This window comes from Pseudomonas sp. XP2 (assembly GCF_053557975.1).
Map to the genome: position 1 here is coordinate 8272 of NZ_JBNRIK010000021.1, position 21073 is coordinate 29344.

At 63.2% G+C, this 21073-nt stretch carries 18 protein-coding genes; 11 read left to right on the top strand and 7 right to left on the bottom strand.

What is annotated here, in order from left to right; translation table 11 throughout:
- Positions 1 to 506: DUF6586 family protein (locus ACK1VC_RS20485; RefSeq protein ID WP_449118031.1), on the top strand; the 506-nt coding region annotated here is incomplete at its 5' end.
- 50 nt (positions 507 to 556) lie between these two features.
- A complete protein-coding gene (locus ACK1VC_RS20490; RefSeq protein WP_003248777.1) occupies positions 557 to 790 on the top strand; it encodes a hypothetical protein in 234 nt (77 codons plus the stop codon).
- A 48-nt stretch (positions 791 to 838) separates the two neighbouring features.
- Here ACK1VC_RS20490 and sulA read toward each other — a convergent pair whose 3' ends face one another.
- Positions 839 to 1315 carry an SOS-induced cell division inhibitor SulA gene (sulA, locus tag ACK1VC_RS20495; RefSeq protein ID WP_016485642.1) on the bottom strand — a complete coding sequence of 159 codons (477 nt, stop codon included), beginning with the start codon at positions 1313 to 1315 and terminating at the stop codon, positions 839 to 841.
- 13 nt (positions 1316 to 1328) lie between these two features.
- Positions 1329 to 1937 carry a transcriptional repressor LexA gene (gene lexA, locus ACK1VC_RS20500; RefSeq protein ID WP_012271348.1) on the bottom strand — a complete coding sequence of 203 codons (609 nt, stop codon included), beginning with the start codon at positions 1935 to 1937 and terminating at the stop codon, positions 1329 to 1331.
- A gap of 215 nt (positions 1938 to 2152) precedes the next feature.
- On the opposite strand from lexA, the gene ACK1VC_RS20505 reads away from it, so the two are divergent.
- Genes ACK1VC_RS20505 through nagZ form a run of 3 tightly spaced genes read left to right on the top strand, consistent with a single transcriptional unit; the run spans position 2153 to position 4445 of the window.
- Positions 2153 to 2860 carry a TetR/AcrR family transcriptional regulator gene (locus tag ACK1VC_RS20505; RefSeq protein ID WP_023048969.1) on the top strand — a complete coding sequence of 236 codons (708 nt, stop codon included), beginning with the start codon at positions 2153 to 2155 and terminating at the stop codon, positions 2858 to 2860.
- Between the two features lie 39 nt (positions 2861 to 2899).
- The gene (locus ACK1VC_RS20510; RefSeq protein ID WP_023048970.1) at positions 2900 to 3424 is read left to right on the top strand and encodes a L,D-transpeptidase; all 525 of its coding nucleotides are present in this window, start codon (positions 2900 to 2902) and stop codon (positions 3422 to 3424) included.
- Between the two features lie 22 nt (positions 3425 to 3446).
- Positions 3447 to 4445 (top strand): beta-N-acetylhexosaminidase, encoded by a 999-nt coding sequence (gene nagZ, locus ACK1VC_RS20515; RefSeq protein ID WP_172455937.1) that lies wholly within the window; start codon positions 3447 to 3449, stop codon positions 4443 to 4445.
- 125 nt (positions 4446 to 4570) lie between these two features.
- Here nagZ and ACK1VC_RS20520 read toward each other — a convergent pair whose 3' ends face one another.
- The 3 genes from ACK1VC_RS20520 to mfd are packed head-to-tail and all read right to left on the bottom strand — an operon-like array spanning position 4571 to position 11924.
- The gene (locus tag ACK1VC_RS20520) at positions 4571 to 7888 is read right to left on the bottom strand and encodes a DEAD/DEAH box helicase (RefSeq protein ID WP_145914574.1); all 3318 of its coding nucleotides are present in this window, start codon (positions 7886 to 7888) and stop codon (positions 4571 to 4573) included.
- A gap of 4 nt (positions 7889 to 7892) precedes the next feature.
- Positions 7893 to 8465 (bottom strand): CsiV family protein, encoded by a 573-nt coding sequence (locus ACK1VC_RS20525; protein ID WP_016485648.1) that lies wholly within the window; start codon positions 8463 to 8465, stop codon positions 7893 to 7895.
- Positions 8466 to 8474: 9 nt separating this feature from the next.
- A complete protein-coding gene (mfd, locus tag ACK1VC_RS20530) occupies positions 8475 to 11924 on the bottom strand; it encodes a transcription-repair coupling factor (protein ID WP_031311939.1) in 3450 nt (1149 codons plus the stop codon).
- Positions 11925 to 12091: 167 nt separating this feature from the next.
- On the opposite strand from mfd, the gene ACK1VC_RS20535 reads away from it, so the two are divergent.
- The 3 genes from ACK1VC_RS20535 to sthA all read left to right on the top strand — a co-directional run bounded on the left by ACK1VC_RS20535 (position 12092) and on the right by sthA (position 16309).
- On the top strand, positions 12092 to 13555 hold the full coding sequence (locus tag ACK1VC_RS20535; protein WP_016485650.1) for a glyceraldehyde-3-phosphate dehydrogenase: 1464 nt from the start codon (positions 12092 to 12094) through the stop codon (positions 13553 to 13555).
- Between the two features lie 156 nt (positions 13556 to 13711).
- Positions 13712 to 14710, top strand: a complete 999-nt coding sequence (locus ACK1VC_RS20540) for an FAD:protein FMN transferase (protein WP_024717338.1) — start codon at positions 13712 to 13714, stop codon at positions 14708 to 14710.
- A gap of 204 nt (positions 14711 to 14914) precedes the next feature.
- Positions 14915 to 16309 carry a Si-specific NAD(P)(+) transhydrogenase gene (gene sthA, locus ACK1VC_RS20545; protein ID WP_016485651.1) on the top strand — a complete coding sequence of 465 codons (1395 nt, stop codon included), beginning with the start codon at positions 14915 to 14917 and terminating at the stop codon, positions 16307 to 16309.
- 48 nt (positions 16310 to 16357) lie between these two features.
- On the opposite strand, the gene ACK1VC_RS20550 is transcribed toward sthA, so the two are convergent.
- On the bottom strand, positions 16358 to 17074 hold the full coding sequence (locus tag ACK1VC_RS20550; protein ID WP_016485652.1) for a glycerophosphodiester phosphodiesterase: 717 nt from the start codon (positions 17072 to 17074) through the stop codon (positions 16358 to 16360).
- A gap of 31 nt (positions 17075 to 17105) precedes the next feature.
- On the bottom strand, positions 17106 to 17690 hold the full coding sequence (locus ACK1VC_RS20555; protein WP_016485653.1) for a PilZ domain-containing protein: 585 nt from the start codon (positions 17688 to 17690) through the stop codon (positions 17106 to 17108).
- A 93-nt stretch (positions 17691 to 17783) separates the two neighbouring features.
- On the opposite strand from ACK1VC_RS20555, the gene ACK1VC_RS20560 reads away from it, so the two are divergent.
- The 3 genes from ACK1VC_RS20560 to ACK1VC_RS20570 all read left to right on the top strand — a co-directional run bounded on the left by ACK1VC_RS20560 (position 17784) and on the right by ACK1VC_RS20570 (position 21028).
- Positions 17784 to 19034 carry a lipoprotein-releasing ABC transporter permease subunit gene (locus ACK1VC_RS20560; protein ID WP_016485654.1) on the top strand — a complete coding sequence of 417 codons (1251 nt, stop codon included), beginning with the start codon at positions 17784 to 17786 and terminating at the stop codon, positions 19032 to 19034.
- 7 nt (positions 19035 to 19041) lie between these two features.
- Complete coding sequence (lolD, locus tag ACK1VC_RS20565) at positions 19042 to 19725, top strand: lipoprotein-releasing ABC transporter ATP-binding protein LolD (protein ID WP_191087434.1); 684 nt, start codon at positions 19042 to 19044, stop codon at positions 19723 to 19725.
- Between the two features lie 61 nt (positions 19726 to 19786).
- Positions 19787 to 21028, top strand: a complete 1242-nt coding sequence (locus ACK1VC_RS20570; RefSeq protein WP_024717337.1) for a lipoprotein-releasing ABC transporter permease subunit — start codon at positions 19787 to 19789, stop codon at positions 21026 to 21028.
- The last annotated feature ends 45 nt before the right edge of the window (positions 21029 to 21073 follow it).

Sequence of the window (21073 nt, forward strand, 5' to 3'; positions counted from 1 at the left end):
AAACCTACACTCGCACCAACCAGAAACTGTTCTTCGCCGGCCTCGCTCTGGAGTCCATGGCCAAGGCTGAACAAAGCCAGGCCATGAATGCACAGGGCCTGGTTCAGGCTGAGCGCGAATCGGCGCTGTTCCACCTGTATGGCGCGCTGCTGGGCCTGTGCCATGAAATCGGGGTGTTCTACCGCCTGCCGGTGGTTGCAACTGTCGAGCAAGCGCTGGCCGACGACGCGCTGAATGGCATCGCTATCCCGGAAGTGGCCGAGCTGCTTGAGCTTGCCCGTCAGCGCGAAACCTGGCTGGCGCAAATGCTGGGTGCTTATGCCGATTTGTTCCGACCACCGGTCGCCAGGAAAGCGCCGAAAACCGATGTCACGCAGCCTCTGATCCAGGCCGTCAATCTCGATGAGCCCGAGCATCCTGCGCTATCGCGTACCGAGCTGGAAAGCTGGCGCAACAACCTCAAGGGTTTGGTGAGACGTTTCCGCGATGCGTTGAGTGAGTGCTGATAGCCGTTACGGCTGGTACAATACGGACCTTTCGCGGAGAACTGCCATTTATGTCTACGTCTTTTCTGGAAATTGTCGAGTTGCCTGATGGCCGCATCGAACTGCGTCGCGCTGAGGATGAGGGCTCTCTGGTAACCCTGGATTTCTCGGAAGACGCCAAGGTGTTCCTGCAGGGCCAGCATGTAGAAGTGGCCAAGGCCATGCTTAGCGTGGGCGTGCAGATGGCCGGCCGCCTCATGGATGGTGAGCTCGAACGTGATGAAGGGCCGCGTGTGCTGCACTGACCGTGCAGCAGCCAGCAGGTTTTTCGAATGACAGGCAAAGCCTGAGCATCAGCCGAGGCGGATGTTCAGGCTTTGTGCGTTTCCGACACTGGCGGCGCGCAGCAATTGCTGGCGAGCGGTGGCGTTGACGTTGCCCAGCCAACTGACCACCGTGTGGCTGCGGCCCAGGCGCAAAGCTTCGCAGGCCAGTTGCAGCGGGGTTTGGTTGCCACGAGGTTGCAGCAGCAAGATGCGTTCACGGTTGAGGCCGGCATCGCGCAGCCAGGCCTGGGTCAGGCTCGACGGCGGGGCGATCAGGGTCAGCCAGCGGGCCGCGTCCTCTTCGCTCAGTTCGCGCAGTACCGGTGCCAGCAGGCTTTGGCAGTGACCTGGCGCGCCGCGCAGCGACAATTCGCTGAACAGTTCAGGCTGGTTGTGCTTGCGCGCCAGTTCGCTGGCTTTCAGGCCAGGTAGCACGGGCTGGGCGAGAAATGCTTCGAACAGGGGCAACTGGGCTTGCTCGGGTGCGTGAATGAACTGCTGCATGACGCCTCCTGGATCAGCGGCGAATGACGCCGACGCTCAAACCCTCAATCACCAGTTCCTGTTCTTTCAGGTCGACTTCGATGGGGGCGAATTCGGGGTTTTCGGCAAGCAGCCAGACCTTGCTGCCTTCACGCTTGAAGCGTTTGACGGTCACTTCGTCGCCGATGCGGGCGACGACAATCTGGCCGTTGCGGGCTTCGCGGCAGGTGTGAACTGCCAGCAGGTCGCCGTCGAAGATACCGACGTCCTTCATGCTCATGCCGTGTACGCGCAGCAAATAGTCGGCCTGGGGGTGGAAGAAGGCGGGGTTGATATTGCAGGATTGCTCAATGTGCTGTTCGGCAAGAATCGGCGCACCGGCAGCAACCCGGCCGATGATAGGCAGGCCGCTTTCTTCTGCCTTGGTTTCCAGGCCGGGAATGCGGATGCCACGGGAGGCGCCCGGGGTCATCTCGATTGCGCCCTTGCGGGCGAGGGCCTTGAGATGCTCCTCGGCGGCGTTGGGCGATTTGAAGCCCAGCTCCTGAGCGATCTCGGCGCGTGTCGGCGGGAAGCCGTTGTCTTCGAGGCAGCGCTTGATGAACGCGAGAATTTCGGCTTGGCGTGGCGTCAGTTTCAACATGGTGAGCGCTCTGTCTTTTTGTACAGTGACTGGGATTATATACAGTACTGGATGCGCTGCAAGCCAAAAGGCGCATTAAACCTGAACGCTGGCACTTGCAGCACGCCGCCTGGGGCTTTTAAATGGCGACCGCCCGGTCACCGAGCCTTGACAGAAGCAGGACTGAAACGTATGTTTCAAACACCTGTTTGTCTGGCGGAGTACGCGGAGTAGTCATGGCCCAATCGGAAACCGTTGAACGCATTCTCGATGCTGCCGAGCAGCTGTTCGCGGAAAGGGGGTTTGCCGAAACCTCATTGCGGCTGATTACCAGCAAGGCCGGGGTGAACCTGGCGGCCGTCAACTATCATTTCGGCTCCAAGAAAGCGTTGATCCAGGCGGTGTTCTCGCGCTTCCTCGGGCCGTTCTGCGCCAGCCTGGAGCGCGAGCTGGAGCGTCGCCAGGCCAAGCCGGAGCACAAGCCCAGCCTCGAAGAGCTGCTGGAGATGCTGGTGGAGCAGGCGTTGGTCGTGCAACCTCGCAGCAACAACGATCTGTCGATCTTCATGCGCCTGCTGGGCCTGGCATTCAGCCAGAGCCAAGGCCACCTGCGGCGTTACCTGGAAGACATGTACGGCAAGGTGTTCCGCCGCTACATGCTGCTGGTCAACGAGGCTGCGCCGCGTATTCCACCACTGGAACTGTTCTGGCGCGTGCACTTCATGCTCGGCGCCGCCGCCTTCAGCATGTCCGGCATCAAGGCGCTGCGTGCGATCGCCGAGACTGACTTTGGCATCAACACCTCGATCGAGCAGGTGATGCGCCTGATGGTACCGTTCCTGGCTGCAGGCATGCGTGCCGACAGCGGCGTCACCGACGAAGCCATGGCCACGGCGCAGCTGCGACCACGCAGCAAAGCTACCGCTATTACCGCCAAGGCCTGAAGGCTGGGCGGGGCAGGGCGCTTCGGCTAAGCTAGCGCCATGCCCGATCTCGACCTGCTGCACATTTCCCTTGCCGACCAATGCCTGTATGGCTTTGCCTGTGGCCAGCTGCGCGTGCGCGTGCCGGTTTCCACGTCGCGCAACGGTGCGGGCGAGCGCTACGGTTCGGGTTGCACACCGCGTGGCCTGCATCAAGTGCGGGCAAAAATTGGCGCGGGCCTGCCGCTTGCTGCAGTGCTGGTCGGGCGGCGCTGGGCGGGTGAGGTGTGGTCGCCGGTATTGCACGCGCAATACCCGGGCCGTGACTGGATACTCACCCGCATCCTCTGGCTCAGCGGCTGTGAGCCGGGGCTTAACCGCCTGGGCGCGGTCGACACCTTCCGCCGCTACATCTACCTGCACGGCACCCCGGATACGGAACCCATGGGCGTAGCGTTGTCCCATGGCTGCATACGCCTGCGCAACACTGACTTGCTAAGCCTGTTCGAGCGGGTGCCGGCCCATTGCCCGGTGCGTATCGAACAGGCCGCCTGCCCCCAGTGGGCCTCTCTTTGTCTTCAATGAAGGATTACCCATGACCGTCAGCCTGCAAGGCTCCCTGATGGTGGATATCGCCGGTAAATGGCTGACCGCCGAAGACCGTCACTTGCTGCGCCAACCCGAAGTGGCCGGCCTGATCATTTTTGCCCGCAACATCGACAGCCCGCGCCAGGTGCGTGAGCTGTGCGCATCGATCCGCGCCATACGCCCTGACCTTATTCTGGCGGTAGACCAGGAGGGCGGCCGCGTGCAGCGCCTGCGCCAGGGTTTCGTGCGCCTGCCAGCCATGCGTGCGCTGGCCGACAATGACAACGCCGAGTACCTGGCGGAGCAGTGCGGTTGGCTGATGGCGACCGAGGTGCTGGCGGTTGGCCTGGACCTCAGCTTTGCACCCGTGCTGGACCTGGACCACCAGCGCAGCGCCGTGGTCGGCAGCCGTGCCTTCGAGGGCGACCCCCTGCGTGCCACGCAACTTGCGGGGGCGTTCATCCGCGGTATGAATGCGGCGGGCATGGCTGCCTGTGGCAAGCACTTCCCCGGCCATGGCTGGGCCGAGGCTGACTCGCATGTGGCCATTCCCACCGATGAGCGCAGCCTTGAGCAATTACGCCAGGCCGACCTGGTGCCGTTCACGCGCCTGAGCGGCCAGCTGGCGGCGGTGATGCCGGCGCATGTCATCTACCCGCAGGTTGACAACCAGCCAGCCGGTTTTTCGCGGCGCTGGCTGCAGGACATCCTTCGCGGCGAGCTGGGCTTTGACGGGGTGATCTTCAGTGATGACTTGTCGATGGCCGGTGCGCATGTGGTGGGTGATGCGGCCAGCCGTATCGAGGCAGCGTTGAGCGCCGGCTGTGACATGGGCCTGGTGTGCAATGACCGGGCGGCAGCGGAGCTGGCACTGAGTGCGGCGCAACGTATGAAGGTCAAGCCATCGCCGCGGATTGCGCGGATGCGCGGGCAAGGGTTTGCGCGGACCGATTATCGCCAGCAGCCGCGCTGGCTGGAGGCGTTGGGGGCGTTGAAGGAAGCTCAGCTGGTCGATTGACTGCCTCGGCCGCTTCGCGGGCATGCCCGCTCCCACAGGTACTGCGCATGCCAGATAGCGGTGCGGTCACTGTGGGAGCGGGTTCACCCGCGAAGAGGCCAGCTTGGGCAGTGAAAGTTGATGGTTTACCGCCCACGCTTGCCTGGCAATGGCGCAAACAGTGCCTCGATTTCTTCATCGCCCATGCGCCATTGCCCAGCCTGCCCGCCATCCAGCAAGCTGGCTGCCAATGCCGCTTTCTCCTGCTGCAACATCTGGATCTTCTCTTCCACCGTACCCCGGGTAATCAGCTTGAACACGAACACTGGCTTGTCCTGGCCAATCCGGTACGCCCGGTCGGTGGCCTGGTTTTCGCTGGCCGGGTTCCACCAGGGGTCGTAGTGGATCACCGTGTCTGCGGCCGTCAGGTTCAAGCCCACCCCGCCTGCCTTCAAGCTGATCAGGAACACTTCGCTGTCACCCTGCTGGAACTGCCGCACTGGCGTGCGCCGGTCGCGCGTGTCGCCGGTCAGCAAGCTATAGCGGATCTTGCGTTTCTGCAGCTCCTGCTCGATAAGTGCCAGCATCGAGGTGAACTGCGAGAACAGCAGTACCCGGCGCCCTTCGCTGAGCAGCTCCTCGAGCATTTCCAGCAGCGCGCCCAGCTTGCCCTTGTCGGCCTGGTTCCCATGGCTTTCCACCCCTTTTACCAGGCGCAGGTCGCAGCACACCTGGCGCAGCTTGAGCAGGGCGTCGAGGATGACGATCTGGCTGCGCGCGGCGCCATTGCGAGCGATTTCGTCGCGGACTTTCTGGTCCATGGCCACTCGCACGGCCTCGTAGGTGTCGCGCTGGGCGTCGCTGAGCTCGACCCAGTGCACCATCTCGGTCTTGGCGGGCAACTCGGTGGCCACCTGCTCCTTGGTGCGGCGCAGCAGGAAGGGGCGAATACGCGTGACCAGGTGGGCCAGGCGCTCAGCGTCGCCATGGCGCTCTATCGGGACGCGGTAGTCCTGGTTGAACCGTTTGAGGTCGCCCAGCCAGCCGGGCATGAGGAAGTGGAAGATCGACCACAGCTCGCCCAGGTTGTTTTCCATCGGCGTGCCGGTGAGGCACAGGCGCTGGCCGGCCTGTAGCTCGCAGACGGCGAGGGCGGCCTTGCTGGTGCTGCTCTTGATGTTCTGTGCCTCGTCCAGCACCAGCATGTGCCAGGCTTGGGCGCGCAGGTGTTCCAGGTCGCGTGGCATCAGGGCGTAAGTGGTCAGGACAAGGTCGTATTCGTGCAACCGGGTGAAATGCTTGCTGCGCCCTGGGCCATGCAGTGCCAGTACGCGCAGGTCAGGGGCGAAACGCTGGGCTTCGTCCAACCAGTTGGGTATCAGGCTGGTGGGCATGACCGCCAGGGCCGGTGCGCCCAAGCGCCCGGAGTCCTTTTCCAGCAGCAGGTGTGCCAGGGTCTGCAGGGTCTTGCCCAGGCCCATGTCGTCGCCGAGGATGCCGCCGGTACCCATCCCGCGCAGTGCCTGCAGCCAGTTCAGGCCCTGCTGCTGATACGGCCGCAAGTTGGCCCGCAGCCCGGCGGGGGGTGGCACTTGCAGCTCGCGGGCATCGCGCAGGCGGCGGCCCAGATCGCGTACGTGCTCGCCCCCTTCCCAGTGCAAGGGCAGGCCCTCGATTTCGTTCAGGCGCGCGGCGTCGGCGCGCTCCATGCGCAGGCTCGGGCCAGCGGTGTCTTCGTGCAGGTACAGCTCACCCAGGGTGCCCATCACGGCCTTGATGCGGCCGTAGGGCAGGGCCACGCGCAATGCCGGTGTGTCCAGGCGGCCGCGGTTGAGGTCGATCAGCAGGTGTTCATCGTCACTGCGCCGGGCCAGTTCGCTGGGGCGCAGCAGCTCTGGGCTGCTGCGCAGCAGTTGCAACACGATGGGCAACAGGCTGTGACGCTGGCCATCGACCACAATGCCCAGCTCCAGGTCGAACCATTCATGGCCGGGCGCCTCGTCGATGGTCGCATACCAGTCGTCCACCTCCTGCAAGTTGAAGGCGAAATCGCGGTGTATGTCGATGTTCCAGCCGGCTTCGCGCAGGCGCGGCAAACCTTCGCGTGCAAAGCGCAGCCAGGCTTCGTCGTCGGGCAACTGATACATTTCGCCGGCACTGTCGGGCAGGGCCTTGCTCTGCCGAGTGGCGGGTTTGAAGCCCAGGTCGCGTAACGCATTGCGCAGGGCTAGCTCGGCTTGCGGCTGTCGGCGAATTCGCTGGCTGGTGCTGCCCGCCAGGCGGGTCAGCGGCTTCTCGTCGGTGCCGCTGACCTGCAAACCGTCATAGTTGAATGCCAATGCGGCGCGGTGTTGCATTTGCCGTTGCATGCGACCGGTTTTCGGCATGTAGGCGGTGTATTCAAGGCTGCCGAGCGCAAGAATGGGCTTGGGCTGGATGTGATCGAGCAACTGCTCCTGCACTGGCGTCGGCGTCGGCACCTTGTGGCTGAGGGCATTGAGTTTATGGCTGAGGGGTACGACCAGGTGCTCGGGTACATCGGGGGCAATAGTCAGCTGCACGGCGACATGCGGATCCAGGCTGTGCTCAACCTTGCCCACTTCACTGGTCAGCAGATCGAAGTAGTAAAGTGGCAGCAGCGGGATGACGCAGCGCAGCATTTCCTCGCCGCTGTACCACAGTCCCCGGTAGTTTCCGTTGTCCAGGCGTACCCAGCGGAACTCGGCATGGCGCACCGGGCCTTGATGAAGCGGTGGGAAGCCGACATCGTAAAACATGCGCCCGGTTTCGAGTGCGCGCTGGAACAACTCGCCACCTTCCTGGCCCTTCAGTTTATAGCCGCGGTCCTGGCCGCCGCCCTGATTCAGGGCCGAGAGCAGGCGCAGAATGCGGGTGTCTTCCTCCGTCACGAAGCGCGGTGGCTCGTAGAGAAAGTCGTACAGTGACTGGACGCGGCTGAAGCGTATGCCGTCCTCGGTTCGTGTGCCCTTGCGTACCAGCAGGGCGCAGCCGGCATCATCGGTGAGGTCGAGCTGGTAGCACACCATGCGTCCGCGTTTGTCTTCGGCTGCGTTGGGCTTGGGCGGGGCCTGCTCCAGGCCGCTCAACCAGTGCTGCAGTTCCGCGGACAACGTTGCCGGGTCGGCTTGCGTGGCCTCATGATTGGACCAAGGGTCGCTTATGCAGAACAGTGCAGCGGCGCAATGCTTGCAGTTTTGCCCTACAGGGCAATCGCATTCACCGTGCACATGGCAACGGCCGCCGGCTACGTGCAACTCGATGCTTTGCCGATAGTGGTTGTCGCCACTCCCTTGGCAATTGGCCGTGATGGTCGGCCCATAGAAGCCTTCCAGTTCGACCCTGCCTTCCTCGGCATAGCGCTCACCGCGTTGCAGGGCAGCTTTGCTGAACGATTGGGTCCAGTTCGGATAAGCGTTCACCATCTCGGCGGCATCTTGCTTCATCGAATTACTGCTCCATCATCTCCGGGTCCATCACCGGCATTTTCGGCGTACCCGGTGGTGTCACCTTCAGCAGCACCGCCAGGTGCCCGCCGTCGAGGAAGGTCAGCTGGCCGGCCTTGACGTTGCTGTTGTTCTGCCTGAACTGCTCGCTTTGCAGCACGCTGCCGTTGCCGTCCAGCTGGTTGACCCAGAAGTTGGCCTCGACCGAAATGAAGCGGCCTTGCGCGATGCTCAGGTTGCCTTCGATAGGGAAGTGGCCGAACTGTTCGGCGCCTTCGCCCAGGGCAATGCGGCCAGGTTCGCTGCCGACCTGCTGCTGCCAGGCCTTGTGCATCAATACGGTGTAGTCGGCGGTGGCTTCCAGGCGGGTGGCTTCGTCTTCCAGCGCCAGTGGGCGCTCTGCGTCTTTTGCCAGGCGTGGGGCGCCAGCGCTCCAGTCTTCCGGGGCGAACGGGCTGGTGAAGGCGGGCACGCTGTTCTGCCGCACCAGAATCATTTCTACCTGATACAGGCCTTCGGCGAAGGCGGCTGGCGCGAACAGCGCCAGCAGCAGGGTCAGGCAACGGATGGCACGCATGGATCTTCCTTAGGCAGGCTGTGGGGTCAGGCGCTCGAACAGCGCCTCCAGGGTGTTGAAACGTTCGTCGGGGCGTTCCATCGGCACAAGGAAGCGGAACTGGGTAGCGCCTTCGAACTTGTAGCGTTTGGGCTGGCCCTGGATCAGCTTGATCAGGGTCAGCGGGTCGACCGGGGTTTCGGCTTCGAACTCGAGCTTGCCACCATTGGGGCCAGCATCGACTTTCTTGATGCCGAGCTTTTCCGCCTGCAGCTTGAGCGAAGTCAGGCGCATCAGGTTCTTGGTCGGTTCTGGCAGCAGACCGAAGCGGTCGATCATTTCCACTTGCAGGTCCTTGAGGCCTTCTTCGTCGGCGGCCGAAGCAATGCGCTTGTACAGGATCAGCCGTGCATGCACGTCAGGCAGGTAGTCCTCGGGGATCAGTGCTGGCAGGCGCAGGTTGATCTCCGGGCCGCCGCCAAGCGGTTGCTCCAGATTTGGCTGGGTACCCTTGCGGATCGCCTTGACCGCGCGTTCGAGCATTTCCATGTACAGGGTGAAGCCCACCGCCTGGATCTGACCGCTCTGGCCTTCGCCCAGCAGCTCGCCCGCACCGCGGATTTCCAGGTCGTTGGTGGCCAGCACAAAGCCAGCACCCAGGTCCTGGGTGTTGGCGATGGCTTCCAGGCGTTTTTCAGCGTCGGCGCTGACTTTCTGCCGGGTTGGGGTCAGCAGGTAGGCGTAGGCCTGGTGGTGGCTACGGCCGACCCGGCCACGCAGCTGGTGCAGCTGGGCCAGGCCAAACTTGTCGGCGCGCTCGATGACGATGGTATTGGCGCTAGGCACGTCGATGCCGGTTTCGATGATGGTCGACGCCACCAGCACGTTGAAGCGCTTGTGGTAGAAATCGCTCATCACCTGTTCCAGCTCGCGTTCGCGCATTTGCCCGTGGCCGATGCCGATACGTGCCTCGGGCACCAGTTCGGCAAGGTCGGCGGCGCATTTTTCGATGGTTTTCACATCGTTGTGCAGGTAGTACACCTGGCCACCGCGCAGCAGTTCGCGCAGCAGTGCCTCCTTGACCGTGCTCTTGTTCTGCTCCATGACAAAGGTGCGCACCGACAGGCGGCGCGCTGGCGGCGTGGCGATGATCGACAGGTCGCGCATGCCGGCCACTGCCATGTTCAACGTGCGCGGGATCGGCGTAGCGGTCAGGGTGAGGATGTCGACCTCGCTGCGCAGTGCCTTGAGCTGCTCTTTCTGGCGTACACCAAAGCGGTGCTCTTCGTCGATGATGGCCAGGCCCAGGTCCTTGAAGCGCACATCGTCCTGCAGCAGCTTGTGGGTGCCGATGAGGATGTCGATCTTGCCTTCGGCCAGGTCGGCGGCGGCGGCGGCCACTTCCTTGGCCGACTTGAAGCGGCTCATGACCTCCACGGTCACCGGCCAGTCGGCAAAGCGGTCGCGGAAGCTGTTGTAGTGTTGCTGGGCGAGCAGGGTAGTGGGCACCAGCACGGCGACCTGGCGGCCACTGTGCACGGCGATGAACGCCGCCCGCATGGCCACTTCTGTCTTGCCGAAGCCGACGTCGCCACACACCAGGCGGTCCATTGGCTTGGGCGCGAGCATGTCAGCCCGCACCGCCTCGATGGCCGTTTGCTGGTCCGGGGTTTCTTCGAACGGGAAGCCGGCGCTGAACGTGGCGTAGTCGGCGGACGGGTCGGCAAACGCATACCCTTTGCGCGCGGCCCGGCGGGCATAGATGTCGAGCAGTTCGGCGGCCACGTCGCGCACCTGTTCGGCGGCCTTGCGCTTGGCCTTCTGCCAGGCTTCCGAGCCCAGCCGGTGCAGCGGTGCCAGGGCATCATCGCTGCCGGTGTAGCGGGCGATCAGGTGCAGGTTGGCCACCGGCACGTACAGCTTGGCGTTCTCGGCGTATTCCAGGGTAAGGAATTCGGCAGCCTGGCCTTCGATTTCCAGGGTGGCCAGGCCCAGGTAGCGGCCCACGCCATGGTCGATGTGTACCACCGGTGCGCCTTCGCGCAGCTCGGTGAGGTTCTTGATGACCGCGTCGTTGGCGGTTTCGCCACGCTTGTCGCGGCGGCGGCGCTGCATCACGCGCTGGCCGAACAGCGGGCTTTCCGCGACCAGGGCCAGGCCTGGGTCGTCCAGCAGCAAGCCGTCATCCAGCGGGGCGATGGTGATCGCCAGGCGCTCGCTTCCGGTGATGAAGTCGGCCCAGCCGTCGACAGTGTGCGGCCGCAGTTTCAATCGTTCGAGCAGCTCCAGCAACACTTCGCGGCGGCCGGCCGATTCGGCGGTGAACAGCACGCGGCCGGGGAACTGGTCGAGGAAGTTGGCCAGCTCGGCCAGCGGCTGGTTGGCCTTGGCCTCGATCGCCAGGTTGGGCAGGGCGCGCGCCGGGAAGCGCTCGCGGCCCGCGCCCGGTTCGATGTCTTCGCTGCTGACCACCACTCGCGGCCACTGCTTGAGCCGGGCGAAGCAGTCCTCCACTGGCATGAACAGCTCGGCAGGCGGCAGCAGCGGCCGGCTGAGGTCGCCACGGCGGTCTTCATAACGGCCGCGCACGTCGTTCCAGAAGTGTTCGGCGGCCTGTTCCACGCCAGGCAGCGAAAACACCTGGGTGTCGGCCGGCAGGTAGTCGAACAGGGTGGACGTTTCTTCGAAGAACAACGGCAGGTAGTACTCGATGCCGGCCGGGATGATGCCGCTGGCCAGGTCCTGGAAGATCGCACTGCGGCGGAAATCCACGTCGAAGCGTTCACGGAAGCGTGCCTTGAAGCGGGTCACTTCCTCTTTTTGCATCGGAAATTCGCGTGCCGGCAGCAGGCGCACCGAATCCACCTTGTCGATCGAGCGCTGGGTCTCGGGGTCGAAGGTGCGCAGTGTCTCGATCTCGTCATCGAACAGGTCGATGCGGTAGGGCAGCTTGCTGCCCATCGGGAACAGGTCGATCAGCGCGCCGCGCACGGCGAACTCGCCATGCTCGTAGACGGTGTCGACGCAACGATAGCCACTGGCCTCCAGGCGTGTGCGCATCTGCTCCACGTCGATGGTCTGGCCCACGTCCAGCACCAGGCTGCTGCCCAGCAGGAAGCGGGTGGGCGCCAGGCGGTGCAGGGCGGTGGTGACCGGCACCACGAGGATGCCATGGCTCAGTTCCGGCAGGCGGTACAGGCTTGCGATGCGCTGGGAAATGATGTCCTGGTGTGGCGAGAACAGGTCGTAGGGCAGGGTTTCCCAGTCGGGGAATGGCAGCACCGGCAGGTCCGGGGCGAAGAAGCGCAGCTCCTGCTCCAGACGGTCGGCGGCCTGGCTGTCGGCTGTCAGCAGCAGGGTGAAGCGGCCAGCGTTGCTGGCGGCCTCGGCGATGGCAAGGCTGAGGGCGGCACCGGGCAGGTTACCCCAGGTTTGTTTGCCGGCCGTGGCCGACATGTGCGGTAGGCGCAGAACTGACACGGGAGATTGCACTCCAAGCGTTGCGGCAAAGACACCGATTGTACCGGTGACCGTGCCGGCTGTCAGGCTCGAAAGGGCGTGAACGCTGGCTTGCGTGACTGCGACAGGCGCTCATTGCCGGTTCCGCGTCGGGGCGTCATAATGTAGCCCCTTTTTTCTGTCCCTACATGTGGAAGGTTCCCGTGACTCAGAAGCCCGACCAGTGTCTTGGTGAGTGGATTGATCGTGAAGCTCTGGCTGAAGCGATGATCCCGCTTATCGGTCAGCTCTACCGCAACAACAACGTGGTGAGCTCGATTTATGGCCGTAGCCTGATCAACCGTTCGGTTATCTCGATCCTCAAGGCGCACCGCTTTGCGCGTCATCGTCAAGCCGACGAAACCGAGCTGTCCGTCCACGAGACATTCCCCCTGCTCAAGGCCATGAGCGAGCTGAAACTGGGCGCCGCTTCGGTCGACCTGGGCAAGCTGGCCAACAAATTCAAGCAGGAAGGCAATGGCCGTACTGCCGAGCAGTTCGTCCGTGAAGAACTGGCCGACGTGGTTGGCCAGCAGAACGCTTCGGCGCGCAAAGGCACCGACGTTGTCCTGTACGGCTTCGGCCGCATCGGCCGCCTGCTGGCGCGTATCCTGATCGAGAAGACCGGTGGTGGCGACGGCCTGCGCCTGCGCGCCATTGTCGTGCGTAAAGGCGCCGAGAACGACCTGGTCAAGCGTGCCAGCCTGCTGCGTCGTGACTCGGTTCACGGCCCGTTCGACGGCACCATCACCATCGACGAAGCCAACAACACCATCACTGCCAACGGCAACCTGATCCAGGTTATCTACGCCAAGAGCCCGAGCGAAGTCGACTACACCCAGTACGGCATCGAAAACGCGTTGATCGTCGACAACACCGGGGTATGGCGTGATGCCGACGGCCTGGGCCAGCACCTGGCCTGCCCGGGCGCTGCCCGCGTGATCCTCACCGCACCTGGCAAGGGCGCGCTGAAGAACATCGTGCACGGCATCAACCACGGTGACATTGCTGCCGATGACAAGATCATCTCGGCGGCCTCCTGCACCACCAACGCCATCGTGCCGGTGCTCAAGGCTGTCAACGACAAGTACGGCATCGTCAACGGCCACGTCGAAACCGTTCACTCGTTCACCAACGACCAGAACCTGATCGACAACTTCCACAAGGGCAGCCGCCGTGGTCGTGCCGCGCCGCTGAACATGGTCATCACCGAAACCGGCGCAGCCACTGCTGCCGCCAAGGCGCTGCCAGTGCTGAAGGGCAAGCTGACCGGCAACGCCATTCGCGTACCGACGCCGAACGTTTCGATGGCCATCCTGAACCTGAACCTGGAAAAGGCCACCAACCGCGACGAAATCAACGAGTACCTGCGCCAGACCGCCATGCACTCGGAACTGCACAAGCAGATCGACTACGTCAGCTCGCAGGAAGTGGTTTCGACCGACTTCGTTGGCTCGCGCCACGCCGGTGTGGTTGACGCTGAAGCCACCATCGCCAACGACAACCGCGTTGTCCTGTACGTCTGGTACGACAACGAATTCGGTTACAGCTGCCAGGTGGTTCGCGTGATGGAAGACATGGCCGGTGTGAACCCGCCAGCGTTTCCACGCTGATTCGCTTGTAAGGCAATGAAAAAACGGGAACCTTCGGGTTCCCGTTTTTTTTGCTTGCCGTGGGTTGTGTGGTGCCTGTGAGATCGAGCGCCGCCCGCGCGGCGCTCGATATGCGCCATACCCCAAAGCCCAAGCCAAGCACCCAGGAACCGAACCTTGCGCACAGCCTTACTGTTCATTTTCCTGCTGCTCACCGCCTGCAACCAGGGCCCCACCCTTGAGCGCCTGGGCGGCCCGACCATGGGTAGCAGCTACAGCATCCAGTACGTTCGCGAGCCTGGCGGCCCGGCGCCGGCCCAGGTGCAGGCAGCGGTCGAAACCATTCTTGGTGAAATCGACCGGCACTATTCGACCTACCGCGGCGACTCTACCGTCAGCCGGTTCAACCAGTTGCCCGCCAACCAGTGCCTGGCCCTGCCACCCGACATGCTTGAACTGGTTGCCCTTGGCCAGCACCTGGCCGAGCAGAGTGAGGGTGCCTTTGACCTCACCGTTGAACCCTTGCTTGACCTGTGGGGTTTCGGCCCCCAGGCCCGCCATGAGCGGGTACCCGACCCGCAAGCCGTGGCCCAGGTTCGTCAGCGTGTGGGTTACCGGCACTTGCATATCGAAGACCAGGCCCTGTGCAAGGACGCCCCGGTGCAGCTCGACTTCAATAGCATCGCCGCCGGCCATGCCGTGGACTTGATCGCTGCGCGCCTGCGCGCCATGGGTATAGCCAGTTTTGTCGCCGAAGCCACTGGCGAGCTCAAGGCGGTTGGCCGCAAGCCCGATGGCAGTCCCTGGCGCATCGCCCTGGAGTTGCCCCGTGAAGACCGCCAGATCGCCCGGCAGATCATTGCAGTCAATGAGCTTTCAGTCTCAACCTCGGGTGACTATCGGCACTATTTCGAGGAGAATGGCCGGCGTTATTCGCACACCTTCGATGCCCGCCTCGGGCGCCCCGTGCAGCACGACCTGGCTGCAGTCACCGTACTGGACGCCTCGGCGTTGCAGGCCGACGGCTATTCGACACTGCTGCTGATCCTTGGCCCTGAGCGTGGCTGGGATTTTGCCGTGGCGCACGGCTTGGCCGCGGTATTGGTGACTCGGGCCGAGGGTGGCTTCGTCTCTCGAGCTACGCCCGCATTCGAACGGGCGGTGAAAGGCGATTGAAAGCGCAGGCAGGGATGATGGCCGCCAGGGAATGGGTGAACCAAATGTAGTGCGGGCAAAATTGGCCTACGACGCGACCAAGGGTTAATGTGCGCGGCGTTCAGGCTTGATTAGACTGCACCCGAATTTTCTCATGACGCCCCGGCGGCATGATCGCGTCCCGCGAGCGACCGTGGCTTGCGGGCCAGTTCTGAAGGAGTACGCATGGCTGTCTACAACTACGACGTAGTGGTGCTGGGTTCCGGCCCGGCCGGTGAAGGCGCGGCAATGAACGCCGCCAAAGCAGGGCGCAAGGTAGCGATGGTCGATGACCGTCGCCAGGTCGGTGGCAACTGCACGCACCTGGGTACCATCCCGTCCAAGGCACTGCGTCACTCGGTGCGGCAGATCATGCAGTTCAACACCAACCCGATGTTCCGGGCGATCGGTGAGCCGCGCTGGTTCTCGTTCCCGGACGTGCTGAAAAGCGCCGAGAAGGTGATTTCCAAGCAAGTTGCATCGCGCACCGGCTACTACGCCCGCAACCGTGTTGATGTGTTCGTCGGCACCGGCAGCTTTGCCGACGAGCAAACCGTTGAAGTGGTGTGCCCGAACGGTGTAGTTGAAAAGCTCAACGCCAAGCACATCATCATCGCCACCGGCTCGCGCCCTTACCGCCCGGCCGACATCGACTTCCACCATCCGCGGGTCTACGACAGCGACACCATCCTCAGCCTCAGCCACACCCCGCGCAAGCTGATTGTGTACGGCGCCGGTGTGATCGGTTGCGAATACGCGTCGATCTTCAGCGGCCTGGGCGTGCTGGTAGAGCTGGTGGATAACCGTGGCCAACTGTTGAGCTTCCTGGATTCGGAAATTTCCCAGGCACTGAGCTACCACTTCAGCAACAACAACATCACCGTGCGCCACAACGAAGAGTATGAGCGTGTCGAAGGCCTGGACAACGGGGTGATCCTGCACCTGAAGTCGGGCAAGAAGATCAAGGCCGACGCCTTGCTGTGGTGCAACGGCCGGACCGGCAACACCGACAAGCTGGGCCTGGAGAACATCGGCATCAAGGTCAACAGCCGTGGCCAGATCGAGGTCGACGAGGCTTATCGCACTACCGTGCCGAACATCTACGGCGCCGGTGACGTGATCGGCTGGCCGAGCCTGGCCAGTGCCGCCCATGACCAGGGGCGTTCTGCGGCTGGCAGCATCGTCGACAATGGCAGCTGGCGCTTCGTCAATGACGTACCGACCGGTATCTACACCATTCCGGAAATCAGCTCGATCGGCAAGAACGAGCAGGAACTGACCCAGGCCAAGGTGCCGTACGAAGTGGGCAAGGCCTTCTTCAAGAGCATGGCGCGTGCGCAGATCGCCGGCGAGCCGCAGGGCATGCTGAAGATCCTGTTCCACCGTGAAACCCTGGAAATCCTCGGCGTGCACTGCTTCGGCTACCAGGCTTCGGAGATCGTCCATATCGGCCAGGCGATCATGAACCAGCCGGGTGAGCAGAACAACCTGAAGTACTTCGTCAACACCACGTTCAACTACCCGACCATGGCCGAAGCCTATCGGGTAGCTGCCTACGATGGCCTGAACCGGCTTTTTTGAGCGGCTCCGACCGGTGGCCTGAGCCGGTCGGAGAGACCGATTTCAACCCTACCCGAGGGTGGTCTTGGCCAAACCGGGAAAGTCTGTAATCAGGCTGTCCACGCCAAAGTCCGCGAGCCGGCGCATCAGTGCCGGCTCGTTGACCGTCCACACCGATACGTGCAAACCCTGGCCCTGCGCTTTAAGCAGGCGCTCGGGGGTGCACAGTGTCCAGTTCAATGCCAGCAGTTCACAGCCGTAGTTCTGCGCCACCTTCAACGGGTCGAGCCAGGCGTACTCGGCGACCAGCCCGCGTTTCACGTCTGGCACCAGCTCCAGGGCGGCGCCCAGCACTTCGCGTGAGCTGGAGGTGATGGTGACCTTGTCCAGCAGGCCATGCTGCTGGGCCAATTCGCGAATTGCCAACACGGTGGTGGCAGCACGGGTGCGCGAGGCGCTTTTTACCTCAAGCTGCCAGTGCTCGAACGGGCATTTTTCGAACAGCTCTTCCAGTTTCGGTATAGGGCAGGGCTGCACGTGGCCCGGGCCGCCTTTGCGCGCATCGATCTTCATCAAGTCGGCGGCCGGGTGGTCGACCACCTTGCCGCGTCGGCCAGTGGTGCGCTTGAGGGTGGGGTCGTGGATCACCATCAGCTCGTTGTCGGCCGACAGGTGCAGGTCCAGTTCGCAGCGGGTGACGCCGTGGGACAGGCACTGGCGGAAGCTGTGCAGTGTGTTCTCGGGTGCTTCGCCCTTGGCGCCGCGATGGCCGTAGATCAGGGTCACGTTCGTTCCTTCAAATCAGAGAAAAACAGGGTCATGGGGCGGGATCGTTCTGTTCCAGCTGCTGGCGCCGCTGTTGTTGCTGGCGCTGCAGGATATAGCGAGCCAGCAGTTGACGCTGGGCGTCGGTCATGTCGATGAATTCGGTACCGACCTCGAAGCCGCCCGCGGGGCGCGGGTCGCAATGGGTGACCTTGCCGCGCAGCAGCAAACCGTGGGCGCGGGGCATCAGCACCATCTTCACTTTCACCCGGGTGCCAGGGGCAACCTGCGTGGCCTGGGCGAATTCGATACCGCCTTCGGAAAGCACGACCGGCACCGGCTGGCCTACTTCGCCGAGCAGGGTCTGGGCGACGACTGCACTGAGCAGGTCGAGGCGTTTGTTCTGCGCCCGCAGGAAGGCCGCGAGTGTGCGGTCCTTGTCGCTCAACTGACGCAGCAGGTGCTGCGACTCGAAGTCGGACAGGTGCAGCTCGCTCAGCAGGTTGAACAGCGGAGAATCATCTTGCAATACATCTGGCTCAAGGGCTTCGGCCGCACTGAGGGGGCTGATTTGAAGTGCGATCCGGTCTTCGATGCGGTAGTATTCGCGGCGATCTTCTTCGTCTAATGTCGTCATGGCGAACCCAAGGTAGCGGCGGTGGTCCGAGTGTAAAGCCGCCGTAGGCGCCTCGCCACAAGGACGTTCCCTTTCATCCGAACAAGCCCCGACATGTTCAGACCTCTTTTCGCATTCATAGGCACGCGTTATACCCGTGCCAAACGCCGTAACCACTTCGTCTCGTTCATTTCCCTGACCTCGATGATCGGCCTCGCCCTGGGCGTGGTGGTGATGATCGTGGTGCTGTCGGTGATGAACGGCTTCGACCACGAGATGCGCACCCGCGTGCTCGGCATGATCCCGCATGCCACGCTGGAGAGCGGCCAGCCCATTGCCGACTGGCCGGCCCTTGCCCAACAAGTAAAGCAGAATCCGCAGGTGGTGGCGGTTGCGCCGTTCACCCAGATGCAGGGGCTGCTGACCCATGACGGCAAGGTGCAGAAGGTGCTGCTCAACGGCATCGACCCGGCCCGCGAGCGCGAGGTGTCGATCATCGACAACTTTGTCCTGCAAGGCCGCCTCGACCAGCTGGCGCCGGGTGAGTGGGGCATCATGATCGGCGACAAGGCTGCGGCCAAGCTGGGGGTGGGCATTGGCGACAAACTCACCTTCGTCGCCCCCGAGGTCAGCGTGACGCCGGCCGGCATGTTCCCGCGCATGAAACGCTTCACCGTGGTTGGCACCTTTCACGTCGGCGCAGGCGAGATCGACGGTTACCTGGGGCTGACCAACATCAGCGACCTTTCCCGCCTGCACCGCTGGAAGCCCGACCAGGTGCAGGGCCTGCGCCTGAAGTTCGACGACCTGTTCCAGGCGCCGCGCGTGGCCTGGAGCATCGCACAGCAGCTGGGCGACCAGGAGTTCTACAGCCGTGACTGGACCCGCACCCACGGCAACCTGTACCAGGCCATCCGCATGGAAAAGGCCATGATCGGCCTGCTGTTGCTGCTGATCGTGGCGGTGGCGGCGTTCAACATCATTTCTACCCTGGTGATGGTGGTCAACGACAAGCGCGGCGACATTGCCATCTTGCGCACGCTGGGCGCCACGCCCGGCCAGATCATGCTCATCTTCATGGTCCAGGGCACGGTGATCGGGGTGATCGGTACCCTGATCGGCGCCGTGGTCGGGATCGTTGCTGCGCTGAACGTGAGTGCGGCGATCGCCGGCATCGAGAAGCTGATCGGGCACAAGTTCCTGAACGCCGACGTGTACTTCATCGATTACCTGCCGTCGCAGATCCAGTCCCAGGACGTGTACATGGTCTGTGGTGCGGCGCTGGTCCTGAGTTTCTTCGCCACCCTGTACCCGGCCTGGCGTGCGGCCCGCACCCAGCCTGCAGAGGCGCTACGTTATGAGTGAGTCGCGCATGAGTGATAAAGCCGTTCTGAGTTGCCGCAACCTGGGCAAGGCTTACGACGAAGGCCCGGAATCGGTGAAGGTGCTATCCGGGCTCAACCTTGAGCTGCATGCCGGGGAGCGGGTGGCCATTGTCGGTAGCTCCGGTTCGGGCAAGAGTACCTTGCTCAACCTGTTGGGCGGCCTTGATCGGCCCACACAAGGCAGCGTATGGCTGGCTGGCGAAGAGCTGTCGGCCCTGGGTGAACGTGCCCGTGGCCTGCTGCGCAACCGTGAGCTGGGCTTTGTCTACCAATTCCACCACCTGTTGCCGGAATTCACCGCCATCGAGAACGTGTGCATGCCGCTGCTGATCGGCCGCACGCCCATCCCTGAGGCCCGGGAACGTGCCGAGGCGCTGCTCAAGCGGGTGGGCCTGGGCCACCGCCTGAACCACAAGCCGGCCGAATTGTCTGGTGGTGAGCGCCAGCGGGTGGCGATTGCCCGGGCACTCGTCAACCGCCCCGGCCTGGTGATGCTCGATGAGCCTACCGGCAACCTCGACCACCATACCGCACAAGGCATCCAGGAACTGATGCAGGAGCTGTCCAGTTCGTCGCGCACGGCGTTCCTGGTGGTGACCCATGACCTCAACCTGGCGCGGCAGATGGACCGTGTATTGAAGCTCGACGACGGCCACCTGGTGGCGATCTGATCGACTGCTCGGGGTGGCAGGTGCCGCCCCGTTTTCCTGTTTTCATTGGGTGATTTCGTACATGTTCAGACCCTTGCCCATCTTCATCGGCGCGCGCTACACCCGAGCCAAGCGGCGCAACCACTTCATCTCGTTCATCTCGATGACCTCGATGATCGGCCTGTCGCTGGGCGTGCTGGCGATGATCGTGGTGCTGTCGGTGATGAACGGCTTCCAGCGCGAAATGAGCTCGCGCATTCTCGGCCTGGTACCGCATGCCGCCATCCTCGGCGTGCAGCCGCTGGACGACTGGCACAAGGTGGCCGACGCAGCCTTGCAGAACCCGGCGGTGATGGCGGCTGCGCCGATTACCGAAATGGAGGGCATGCTCTCGTACAAGGGTGCGATGCAGCCGATCCAGGTGGGCGGTATCGACCCGGCCGAAGAGGGCAAGGTCTCGATCGTTGGCCAGCACATTGTCCAGGGCCGCCTGCAGGACCTGCAGCCGGGTGAGTTCGGTGTGGTCATTGGTGAATTGACCGCACGGCGCTTCCGCCTGAACACCGGCGACAAGCTGACCCTGATCGTGCCGGAAATCAGCAAGGAGCCGGGTGGCATTACCCCGCGCATGCAGCGCCTGACCGTGGTCGGTATCTTCAAGGTCGGTGCCGAGCTGGATGGTTCGCAAGCCTACATCCACGTCGCCGATGCCGGCGAGATGCAACGTTGGGCACCGGGCCAGGTGCAGGGCGTGCGCCTGAAGCTGCATGACCTGTATGCCGCCCCGCAGGTGTCCAAGGCGATTGCAGCCGGGCTGGGTGACGCCTACCGCGCCGATGACTGGTCGCACACCCAGGGCAGCCTGTTCAGCGCCATGAAGATGGAAAAGACCATGATCGGCCTGCTGTTGATGATGATCATCGCCGTGGCGGCCTTCAATATCATTGCCACCTTGGTAATGGTGGTGAACGACAAGGGGCCGGACATTGCCATTCTGCGGACCTTGGGCGCCACGCCTGCGCAGATCATGGGCACGTTCATGGTCCAGGGCAGCCTGATTGGTGTTGTCGGGACGCTGATCGGCGGCGTGCTGGGCGTGATTGCGGCGTTCAATGTCAGCCAGATCGTGGGTTGGCTGGAGCGGGTGAGCGGGCAACACATCTTTACTTCGGATGTGTACTTCGTCAGCAGCTTGCCGTCGCAATTGCAGTGGGGCGATGTGGTGATGATCTGCACGGCGGGGTTGGTGATGAGCTTCCTGGCGACCATTTACCCGGCTTATCGGGCGTCGCAGGTGCAGCCGGCGATTGGCCTGGCGGTTTGAGGTAGGTTCCAGGGCCTTATCGCCGGCAAGCCAGCTCCCACAGGT

Excerpts from the sequence above, each read along its gene's own strand:
- ACK1VC_RS20490 (WP_003248777.1), top strand. The coding sequence starts at position 557 with ATGTCTACGTCTTTTCTGGAAATTGTCGAGTTGCCTGATGGCCGCATC.
- lolD (WP_191087434.1), top strand. The coding sequence starts at position 19,042 with ATGAGTGATAAAGCCGTTCTGAGTTGCCGCAACCTGGGCAAGGCTTAC.
- ACK1VC_RS20520 (WP_145914574.1), bottom strand. The coding sequence starts at position 7,888 with ATGAAGCAAGATGCCGCCGAGATGGTGAACGCTTATCCGAACTGGACC.
- ACK1VC_RS20525 (WP_016485648.1), bottom strand. The coding sequence starts at position 8,465 with ATGCGTGCCATCCGTTGCCTGACCCTGCTGCTGGCGCTGTTCGCGCCA.
- ACK1VC_RS20505 (WP_023048969.1), top strand. The coding sequence starts at position 2,153 with ATGGCCCAATCGGAAACCGTTGAACGCATTCTCGATGCTGCCGAGCAG.
- sulA (WP_016485642.1), bottom strand. The coding sequence starts at position 1,315 with ATGCAGCAGTTCATTCACGCACCCGAGCAAGCCCAGTTGCCCCTGTTC.
- ACK1VC_RS20570 (WP_024717337.1), top strand. The coding sequence starts at position 19,787 with ATGTTCAGACCCTTGCCCATCTTCATCGGCGCGCGCTACACCCGAGCC.
- ACK1VC_RS20535 (WP_016485650.1), top strand. The coding sequence starts at position 12,092 with ATGTGGAAGGTTCCCGTGACTCAGAAGCCCGACCAGTGTCTTGGTGAG.
- ACK1VC_RS20510 (WP_023048970.1), top strand. The coding sequence starts at position 2,900 with ATGCCCGATCTCGACCTGCTGCACATTTCCCTTGCCGACCAATGCCTG.
- sthA (WP_016485651.1), top strand. The coding sequence starts at position 14,915 with ATGGCTGTCTACAACTACGACGTAGTGGTGCTGGGTTCCGGCCCGGCC.
- ACK1VC_RS20560 (WP_016485654.1), top strand. The coding sequence starts at position 17,784 with ATGTTCAGACCTCTTTTCGCATTCATAGGCACGCGTTATACCCGTGCC.
- ACK1VC_RS20555 (WP_016485653.1), bottom strand. The coding sequence starts at position 17,690 with ATGACGACATTAGACGAAGAAGATCGCCGCGAATACTACCGCATCGAA.
- lexA (WP_012271348.1), bottom strand. The coding sequence starts at position 1,937 with ATGTTGAAACTGACGCCACGCCAAGCCGAAATTCTCGCGTTCATCAAG.